The sequence below is a fragment of the Microcoleus sp. B13-B6 genome (assembly GCF_036705405.1).
GTDB lineage: Bacteria > Cyanobacteriota > Cyanobacteriia > Cyanobacteriales > Microcoleaceae > Microcoleus.
The window spans coordinates 1-10,580 of the sequence record NZ_JAUBUJ010000166.1; the positions used below are offsets into that span (position 1 = coordinate 1).

At 46.0% G+C, this 10,580-nt stretch carries 4 protein-coding genes and 1 pseudogene; all 5 read right to left on the reverse strand.

The annotated features are described in order from the left end of the window. Positions 1-67 precede the first annotated feature (67 nt). Positions 68-862: pseudogene (locus QUB35_RS37005) on the reverse strand (filamentous hemagglutinin N-terminal domain-containing protein); the annotation flags it as partial. Between the two features lie 64 nt (positions 863-926). After that, positions 927-3,818, reverse strand: a complete 2,892-nt coding sequence (locus QUB35_RS37010; protein WP_333147761.1) for a two-partner secretion domain-containing protein — start codon at positions 3,816-3,818, stop codon at positions 927-929. A gap of 65 nt (positions 3,819-3,883) precedes the next feature. After that, the gene (locus tag QUB35_RS37015) at positions 3,884-6,814 is read right to left on the reverse strand and encodes a two-partner secretion domain-containing protein (protein WP_333147763.1); all 2,931 of its coding nucleotides are present in this window, start codon (positions 6,812-6,814) and stop codon (positions 3,884-3,886) included. Positions 6,815-6,879: 65 nt separating this feature from the next. Then, positions 6,880-9,747: a two-partner secretion domain-containing protein gene (locus QUB35_RS37020; protein ID WP_333147766.1), complete on the reverse strand. Its 2,868-nt coding sequence runs from the start codon at positions 9,745-9,747 to the stop codon at positions 6,880-6,882. A 639-nt stretch (positions 9,748-10,386) separates the two neighbouring features. Next, positions 10,387-10,580 (reverse strand): hypothetical protein (locus QUB35_RS37025; RefSeq protein ID WP_333147768.1); only part of this gene is annotated, 194 nt, incomplete at its 5' end.

A 10,580-nucleotide genomic window follows, 5' to 3' on the forward strand; every position in this document is an offset into this window, starting at 1 on the left:
TTTTAGCTGGCATTTTTGTAGAGATTGACTAAACTCCTTTTTTATTATACCCTATTTAAAGGTACAACAGCTTACCAAAGTTGGAAATATTGTCATAGTTTAAACTTAATCCAAATGGCGTTGCCCCCAATCCAACCATCCCCGGACTAGCGACGCTACCCAGCAAAACTTGTCCGGTAGATGCAGTGAGTGTTCCCTGATTTAATTCAATATCTCCGCCCACTATGGCGATAGTTTGTCCTGGCCCAACTGCTAAGCCAATGTTATTAAAAATCGGCGGGAACCCTGGAGGTAACTCTGGTAAACTCAAGGCTGGTGCTGCTGAAGAGTTAATGATTTTTCCCGGATTTTCTCGGAAGTTTAAACCGATAGGTATGTTGACATTTAACAGCGGGATTGATTGGGGATTGCTGCTGCTGAATTGATAGCCATTATCGAAAACTACGCTATCTGCTGAACTTGCTAAAAATGAACCGCGTAAATCTAACCTCGCATTGGGGCCGAAGACGATTCCTTTGGGATTGAGTAAAAATAAGTTGGCATTTCCTTGAACTCCCAACACACCTAAAATATTAGAAGGATTACCACCCGTAACGCGGGTAAAAATATTCGCAATCCCGTTAGGATTGGCAAAATATGCGCCTCGTCCTTCACCAACGTTAAATTGTTGTAAACTGTGAAATAAATTGGCTCCGCGAGTTGCACCGCCAGTGATTCTATCTGAGGGTAAGTTGTTGATAGTATCGGGAACAGTTCGCGAACTTTCCGGCCCCAGGGTATTATCGGGGATGATTTGGGCGATCGCCGGCAAAGGACACAGCAGTAAAAATGCAAAAAATAGGGCGGAAGATTGGCGGAGCATCTGTTAAGTCCGGTTAATTTACTTTTAGGAAAATAGCGATGAGTTAGCTAAAACCTGAACCTTACTATTGAGGTACGCAAACACCGGTTGATTTCGGATTGCGAATAGATGCACCATTACTTAAATTATAGGCTACCAGCCTTACTTGTCCTTGCTCATCTATTACCCAACCTTGAGCGGGAATAATTTCTTTTTGCTGAATTTCTAGGGATGTTCTTTCGCCTTCTACTTGCTGAGTTCCACCTACCGCTGGCTCCACCCACGGAAACGGTTCTCCTGCGCTGCTGAGGGCATCATTAGGACTGGATGGCACTCCTCCTTTCCCAGTGACGGTAAATGCGCTCTCGGCCCCTCGGATGCAGGGATTTGCCACAATTAACGCAGCCGGATTGACCACATTTTGTGGCAGTTCCACTAAACCTTGAGCGGGATTCACTCCAACAGCACTAAATGTTACCGCCCCTTGCAAAGCCGCGCCGCCACTTTGGGAAATCGCGGCGATGTCGCTGCTAGGAATTAGAGAAGTAGGATTTACTTGTAAGGCCGCAAATTCAGCATCAGTCAGTCCTAAACTACTCCTGGCTTGTTCGCGGTTAAGGCTTGTAAAGCCAAAAATATTTGGTACATTGACCGTAACTTGACCACCTCTAGCTGTGCGAGCGTTAGCTGTAATATCGCTATTTTCTCTTGGTATAGCTACCAAAATATCGCTATTAATTTTGATATTTCCACCGTCAGAAATACCTGCATCCGTTGTAATTCTGCTACCGCGCCGCAACTGGACATCTTGCGCCCTGATATTAATATTTCCCCCCCCGCCAGAGTCAGTTGTACCGTCAATACTAGCTTTATTATCCAAGGCCATTGAGTTAGCTATAACATTAATATTTCCAGCCCTTCCCGTTCCCAAAGCCTGAACATTCACCGTTGCCCCATCCCGGACAATCAATTGATTAACATTCAAATTTAACGAACCGGCATTCGCCGTAGCATTAGGATTGACAAAGATAGATGTACTGCCAGCCGAAGCTTCAATTCTACTCCTGAAGCGACCGTTATTCCCAAGTCCTTGTACTTCTAAGCGTTCGGCATCAATTGTAATATTTCCCGCATCTGCTGCACCCAAAGAAGCAGCCGTAATTATTCCCCCATCCCGCAAAGTCAGTTTTGGTGTCGAGAGGTGGATATCTCCACCTGGAGCAGAGCTAAAAGTTTGAGTGGAAAAACCACTAGGTGCGAAACCCGCAGTGCCCAAAACTCCAGAAACGCCAATCGCTTCTATTGACTCTGAAGCTCTCACGGTTAAATTTCCTCCTGGGCCTCCACTCGTAGAACGCACGGATTCGCCAATATTTGCACCCGTGGATAAAGCAATTCCGGCTCCATTAGAAACAGTCAATCGTTTAGTTTCAATCGTAATATCTCCGGCTTTCCCATTACCATTGGCAGTGGTGGTGCCAATTATAGTTTGCGTTGTAGTTCCAGGGATTCCTCCCGACAATTCTACAGATTCATTCGTTTTAATGACGATATTCCCTGATGCTCTATTACTACGGCTGAGGCTGAGGAGATAGCTACCATCGCGCATGATTAACCGCTGTGCTTCAAGATTGATGTTTCCGCCTTGACCGGTACTTACCTTTGTTGTTTCGTTGTTTAACAAGGAACTGACAAACTCCACCGTGTTGGCGCGGATATTCAGATTTCCGCCATTTCCTGCACCCAGGGTGGCGGTACCGCCAACCACTCCATCGCGCAGCAGTAGCCGTCCAGTATGAATGTTAATGTCTCCGGCGGCTCCCCTGCCAACAGTACCAGAGTTCATAACAATTTGCGGGTCAAAAGGGTTGACTGTTCCTGAAGTCAAATATTGGTTGTAAAGCTTCTGATAGCCCTGAATTCCCAGCCCACTCATTTGTAATGAGTCAGTAGCGTGGAGGTTGATATCGCTCCCCTTGCCATCTCCCACTGTCGGGGTAAAAATTTGTGACCCTCTATCTACTCCCAAATTTTGAGCATTGATGTCAATGCCTCTACCATCAATATTTCCCAGTGTTAGGCTATAAATTCCCGAACTACTAACGGTGACATTGCCACCTCTGATGTCAATTTTTCCACCTCCTAATCCGCTGGTATTTATCAATGCACCGTTGATTTCGATATTGCCAAAGTTCTGAATATTTCCGTAGTTTAAATTCAAACCTAAAGCTGTTGGTTCAAATTGTACTAAACCTGGACTTTTCACACTTCCCAGAAGGATTTGTCCGGTATAAGCTGTTAAATTTCCTCCTTGGAGTTGAATGTCTCCGCCAATTAATGCTAAAGTTTGACCGGGGTCTACTGCTAAACCAAGTTTGTTAGAAACAGGAATTTCTACGGGCAATGGCGGTAAGGCTGGTGTTGAACCAATTGCTTGGGAAGAGTTAACAATTGCACCCGCATTTTCTCTAAATCTCAAACCCACAGGAATATTAATCGCTAACAATGGCACTCCATTAGAATTAGCTGCACTAAATTCAAACCCATTATCAAAGAGAACCCCACTACCAGTTGAACCAATAAATGAACCTCGTAAATCTAACCGAGCATTGGGGCCAAAGACAATCCCTTTTGGGCTAATTAAAAACAAGTTACTATTTCCTAAAACTCCCAGAGTTCCTAAAATATTAGAAGGGTTGCCACCAGTGACGCGGGTAAAGATATTCGCAATCCCGTTAGGATTGGCAAAATATGCTCCCCGCCCTTCACGGATGTTGAATTCGCCGAAACTGTGAAATAGGTTAACGCCGCGAGTTGCACCGCCTTCTATTCTGTCCGATGGTAGGTTATTAATCGTGTCGGGAACTGTCCGCGAACTTTCTGCACCCAAGGTGCTGTCTGGGATGATTTGGGCGACGGCGGAAAAAGGACACAGCAGTAAAAATGCCAAAAATAGGGCCCAAGATTGGTGCTGCATTTTTTAAGTCCGGTTAATTTAATATTAAAAAAATAGCGAGGGATTAGCTAAAACCTAAAGAGTATCTATTGAGGTACGCACACACCCGTTGGTTTGGGACTGCGAATAGAGGTACCACCACCAGAATTATAGGCTACCAGCCTTACTTGTCCTTGCTCATCTATTACCCAACCTTGAGCGGGAATAATTCCTGTTGGCGAAGACTCAGGAAGAAACGCATTGCCAATACCACCCGACGGCAATCTATCAGTTAAATCCGGCAGCGTTTCCGCTGTTGAACTTCTGCCGGCTCCCGATTCGACCCAGTTTAACTGACTAGAATCGCTGCTGAGGACATCATTAGGGTTTACAGGTACTCCTCCTTTACCAGTAATTGTAAACTCGCTTTCTGCCCTTTGTGTGCAGGGATTAGGGGCAATTAAAGTCGTTGAATTGACAACATTTTGCGGCAATTCTACCAATCCTTGAGCCGGATTAACTCCCGAATTGCTAAACGTTACCGCCCCTTGCAAAGCCGGACCAGCTTGTTGGGAAATGGCTGCAATGTCGCTAGTGGGAATTAAAGAAGTAGGATTAACTTGTAAGCTAAAAAATTCAGCGTCCGTGAGTCCTAAACTACTTATAGCTCGATCGCGATTCACGGCTGTAAAACCAAATATATTCGGTACATTAACCGCCACTTGCCCTCCCCTAGCTGTCCGAGCATTAGCGGTAATATCGCTATTTTCATTGGGTAAAGTCACCAAAATATCGCTTTTAATGTTGATATTTCCACCATCAGAACTACCCGCATCGGTGGTAATTCTGCTGGCGCGCCGCAACTTAATGTCTCGCCCTTGGATGTTTATATTTGCCCCTGTGCCAGATACTGTTGTACCATCAATGCTGGCTTTGTTATCTAGATCGATTGAGTTGGCAACAACATTAATATTACCAGCACGACCACTTCCGAAACTCCGTACACCAACCGTTGACCCATTGCGAAGAATCAACTGATCAGTATTCAGATTCACTGAACCCGCATTCGCCGTAGCCTTAGAATTAGTGAAACTAGGAGTAAAACCAACAGAAGCCAGAATTTGGCTGTTAAATAGACTGGAATTATTACCCAGAACTTCTATACGCGCTGCATCAATCGTAATATTTCCCGCATCTCCCGTGCCTAAAGATGACGTAGAAATAGATCCCCCTTTCCCCAGAGTCAGCACCCGCGTAGAAATGTGGATATCTCCTCCCCGACTAAAGGAAGCTGTTTCAGCGTTGAGGAAGCTACCAATTTGATATCCAACCGCCGAAACTCCAGAAATGCCTGCTATTTCTATCGAATCCGTAGCTCTAATTGTGATATTACCTCCTGGCCCCCCATTCGCTCCGAACAATGGGTTGGCAACAATTGCACCCGTACCCGCGCTAATTCCACCGCCATCAGAAATAATCAACCGTTTCGTGTCGATATTAATGTCCCCAGCTTTCCCCTGCTGACCAATTGTAGTTGTACCAATGAAAGTTGGCTGGATACTTCCATTAGGTGTACGTAAGATTTCTACTGATTCAGATGCTTGAATGTTGATATTTCCTGATGCTTTATCATTACGGGTCTGACTGATTAAAGCAGAGCCATCCCGCACGATTAACTTTTCTCCCTCAAAGGTTATATTTCCTCCACTGCCTGTACTCCCTTTAATTGGCCCGCTGTTGATTGCAGAACCAACCAGATCAAAAACTCTGGCACGGATAGTCATATTTCCGCCATTAGCAGAACCCAAGGTAGAACTACTTATGACACTCCCATTTTCTATCAGTAGCCGCCCGGTATCAATTGTGATGTCTCCTGCTGCTCCATTACCACCAGTGCCACTACTTAGAATAATTTGCAGATCGAAGGGGTTTACCGAACCAACTCTTGCAAACTGAAGAACAAACCTGTTAAAGCTATCAAATCCAATCCCACTGAGTTCTACTGAGTCAGTAGCGCTGATGTTTACAGCGCCTCCCGTACCTGTTCCCAATGTCTGAGTAAAAATTTGCGCCCCCCCCTGTACTCGCAAGTTTTGGGAATTGATGTCAATGCCTCTACCATCAATATTTCCCAGTGTTAGGCCAAAAATTCGCCCACCGTTGACGGCGACATTTCCACCTCTGATGTCAATTTTTCCACCTCCTAATCCGGTGGTATTTATCAAGGCACCGTTGATTTCAATATTGCCAAAGTTCTGAATATTTCCGTAGTTTAAATTCACACCAAAAGCCGTTGGTTCAAATTGTACTAAACCTGGACTTTTCACACTTCCCAGTAATATTTGTCCGGTATAAGCTGTTAAATTTCCTCCTTGGAGTTGAATGTCTCCGCCAATTAATGCTAAAGTTTGACCGGGGTCTACTGCTAAACCAAGTTTGTTAGAAACAGGAATTTCTACGGGCAATGGCGGTAAGGCTGGTGTTGAACCAATTGCTTGGGAAGAGTTAATAATTGTGCCGGGATTTTCTCTAAATCTCAAACCCACAGGAATATTAATCGCTAACAATGGCACTGCATTAGAATTAGCTGCACTAAATTCAAAGCCATTATCAAAGAGAACGCCACTACCAGTTGAACCAATAAATGAGCCGCGCAAATCTAACCGAGCATTGGGGCCAAAGACAATCCCTTTTGGGTTAATTAAAAACAGGTTACTATTTCCTAAAACTCCCAGAGTTCCTAAAATATTAGAAGGGTTGCCACCAGTAACGCGGGTAAAAATATTCGCAATCCCGTTAGGATTGGCAAAATATGCTCCCCGCCCTTCAGGGATGTTGAATTCACGCAAGCTGTGAAAGAGGTTAACGCCGCGAGTTGCACCGCCTTCTATTCTGTCCGATGGTAAGTTATTAATCGTGTCGGGAACTGTTCGCGAACTTTCTGTACCCAAGCTATTATCGGGGATGATTTGGGCGATCGCAGGGAAAGGAAACAGCAGTAATAATGCAAAAAATAGGGGGGAAGATTGGCGGAGCATCTTTTAAGTGGGGTTAATTTAGTATGAGGAAAATAGCGAGGGGTTAGCTCAAACGTGAAGAGTACCTATTGAGGTACGCAAACACCCGTCGGTTTCGGACTGCGAATAGAGGTACCACCACCAGAATTATAGGCTACCAGCCTTACTTGTCCTCGATCGTCCATTACCCAACCTTGAGCGGGAATAATTTCTGTTGGCCGAATTTCTAGGGATGCTCTTTGACCTTCTACTTGCTGACTTCCACCTACCGCTGGTTCCACCCACGGAAACGGTTCTCCTGCGCTGCTGAGAACTTCATTAGGACTCGGTGGCAATCCCCCCCGCCCCGTCACAGTAAACTCGTTCTCGGCCCCTTCGATGCAGGGATTTGCAGCAATTAACGCAGCCGGATTGACCACATTTTGCGGCAGTTCCACTAAACCTTGAACGGGATTCACTCCAACAGCACTAAATGTTACCGCCCCTTGCAAAGCCGCGCCGCCACTTTGGGAAATCGCGGCGATGTCGCTGCTAGGAATTAGAGAAGTAGGACTTACTTGCAACACTGCAAATTCGCCGTCACTGAGCCCCAACCTGCTTCTGACTTGTTCGCGACTTGTTGCTGTAAAACCAAACACATTGGGGACATTGATATTCACGCGGCCGCCGCCTGCTGTGCGGGCGTTGGCTGTAATGTCGCTGTTTTCTTGCGGGAGGGCGACAAGAATATCACTGTTGATGTTGATATTGCCGCCGTCAGAAGTGCCTGCATCGGTGGTAATTCGGCTGTTGCGGCGCAATTGGATATCTCGCGCTTGCAGGTTAATATTTGCTCCTGTACCGGATACAGTCGTGCCGTCAATCCTCGCTTTGTTATCAAGAGCGATCGAATTTGCGACAATATTGATATTACCAGCGCGTCCGGTTCCCGTAGCCTGCACGGTGACTGTAGATCCATCTCTGACAATTAGTCGATCGGCATTCAGATTCAACGAACCCGCATTTGCCGTAGCATTGGGATTAGTACCGAATGTCTTGCCCACCGAAGCATCAATTGTACTGACAAACAGACCATTATTTCCGCTGCCACTGACTGAAATGCGATCGGCATTAACAGTAATATTCCCCACATCTCCAGATCCCAAAGAACTCGTAGAAACTATCCCTCCATCCCGCACGGTTAGGCTTGGCGTATCAATACGAATATCCCCACCCCGACTCGAACTCAAAGTTCCAGAAGTCAGCGCGCTAGCATTCTGAATTCCGCTGGTCAAAAGTTGAGAAATACCAGAAATTTCTACTGATTCACTAGCCCTAACTGTTAAATTTCCCGCCGGCCCCCCCTCCTGAGAAAACAAAAACCTGCCAACTAAAACACCCGTTCCTAAAGTAAAAGCAGAACCTCCAGAAAGAGTCAACCGCTTCGTATCAACGTTAATATTCCCCGCCCTTCCGTTAGAACCGATACTCAGCGTGCTGATTCCAGTTGACACAACAGTTTTCGGGCCGGTGTTAGACAATTCTACCGATTCAGCAGCTTTAATGTTGATATTCCCCGACGGGCCGCTGCTGTAACTTGTAGTACCCAGAAGAGAACCGTCGCGCATAATTAATCGATTGACATCAACACTAATACTTCCTCCCGCACCGGTACTTTCTTTCGCTGTCCCGTTGTTAATTCCCGAACCCACCATCTCAAAAGTATTGGCGCGAATGATTAAGTTTCCGCCATTTCCACCGCCAAAAGTTATCCCGCTACCTACTACCCCATTTTTGAGCAGCAGGCGGTTGGTGTCGATCGTAATATCGCCCCCCGAACCAGCGCCAGCACTAGCATTCAACAGCACAAATAGCGGGTCAAACGGGTCTGTAGTTCCCGATACCAGATACTTAATTGCAACCTGTTGATAGCCCTCAACTCCCAGCCCGCTCATTTCTACTGAATCAGCAGCCCGGAAGTTAATATGGCCTCCTGCACCATCTCCGAGAGTCAGGGTAGAAAATTGGGTGCCGTTTTCCACCCGCAACTTTTGAGCGCTGATATCGATACCTCTACCATCAATATTTCCCAGTGTCAGCGCATAAATTCGCGCACCGCTGAGGGCGACATTTCCACCTTTTAACTCTACTCTGCCGCCACCGGTACCGCTGGTGTTGATGAGTGTTCCATCGGCTATTTGAATATTGCCAAAGTTCTGAATATTGTCATAATTAACAGTTAAATTCCCCTGCTGAGTAACAGGAGAAGTCAGTGCAAAATTAACTACACCGGGACTAGCGACGCTACCGAGTAAAATTTGTCCGCCGCTGGCCGTTAAATTGCCGCCTTGGAGTTGGATGTCGCCGCCAATCAGTGCTAAAGTTTGACCGGGTTCTACTGCTAAACCAACTCGATCGCTAATTGGGATTGCCACAGCAGAGGCTGGCAGGTTTACCTTTCCTATAGCCGTCGATTGATTGACAATTGCACCGGGATTGTCTCTAAATCTTAAACCAACGGGAATATTAACTGTTAACAGCGGGGATGTTTGCGGGTTGGTGCTGCTGAATTCAAAGCCGTTATTAAACACAATACTGTCAGCGGTTGAACCGATAAACGAACCGCGCAAATCTAACCGCGCATTCGGCCCGAATATAATTCCTTTCGGGTTTATTAAAAATAAGTTGCCGTTGCCTAAAACTCCCAGAGTTCCTAAAATATTGGAAGAGTTTCCCCCCGTAACGCGGGTGAATATGTTGGTAATTCCGCTGGGATTTTCAAAATAAGCTCCCCGCCCTTCACGGATGTTAAATTCGCGCAAGCTGTGAAAGAGGTTAACGCCACGAGTTGCGCCGCCAGTGATTCTATCGGAGGGTAAGTTGTTGATTGTATCGGGAACTGTGCGCGAACTTTCCGGGCCCAAAGTGCCGTCGGGGGTGATTTGGGCGATCGCACTTCCGGGAAAAAGGCACAAATAACAACTCAAAAGTAAAAGGTAAGTCCATCCTGAAATATAGCGGTTTTCAGTTGAGGTAAGTAGAGATATCTGGTAGGAACACGGCCGGGCTAAGGCGTGAATACTTAAGACCAAAATCCCTAATAAATGTCGCTTGTAGTCGAGTCTATTTTCTCCTAATTCATGGGGAATTAGGGGCAGGCCGGTTTCATTCTTGGTAGGGGCCGTGCCCCCGTGCCGGCCCTTTTGGCCTGAAACCCCCATTCGATGGTTGGTGGCGGGGGTAGGCACGGGGGCACTACCCCTACAAAAACCTCGTTTTTGGTGAGAATGAAACAGCCCTGGAATTAGGGGGGCGTTAAGAAGATTTATTGTCTCCCCTATATTAAAGGATCGACACTTATATAAAAACAAGAGATACGGTAGGTTGGGTCTTAAATTTTCACATCTTGGCACAGTCTTGTCGCTACTGTATTTCAGATAGTTGAAAACTGCTGTATAGTATTGGTCTCGGTCTTTTAGTCCGTTAAATTTGGGTAATTGCCAGAAGTAGAGATATGGGAAAACCATAATTAACCTTTTGTTAGCTGACCACAGCGAGAAATTTTAAAGAATTGGCTATTTTCTGGTCATCGGCATTGGTGACAACTTAAGCCTCTAGCCCAAGCGTATTGTTTTATGAACGGGCTCTCCGGCCCGTTCCACAAGAAAAAATCTACTCTTTGTGGAACAGGCATCTTGCCTGTTCTTGAGAATGGTGCAATATCTCAGTTGTAACTGACATCTTGCAGCAATATCAATAAGAGGATTTTTCGTGGGGTCGGGCGGGTTTATAGAACCTATTTGCAAGC

What these genes read in the sequence shown, in the direction of transcription:
- QUB35_RS37010 (WP_333147761.1), bottom strand. Translation starts at nt 3,818, where the DNA reads ATGCAGCACCAATCTTGGGCCCTATTTTTGGCATTTTTACTGCTGTGT.
- QUB35_RS37015 (WP_333147763.1), bottom strand. Translation starts at nt 6,814, where the DNA reads ATGCTCCGCCAATCTTCCCCCCTATTTTTTGCATTATTACTGCTGTTT.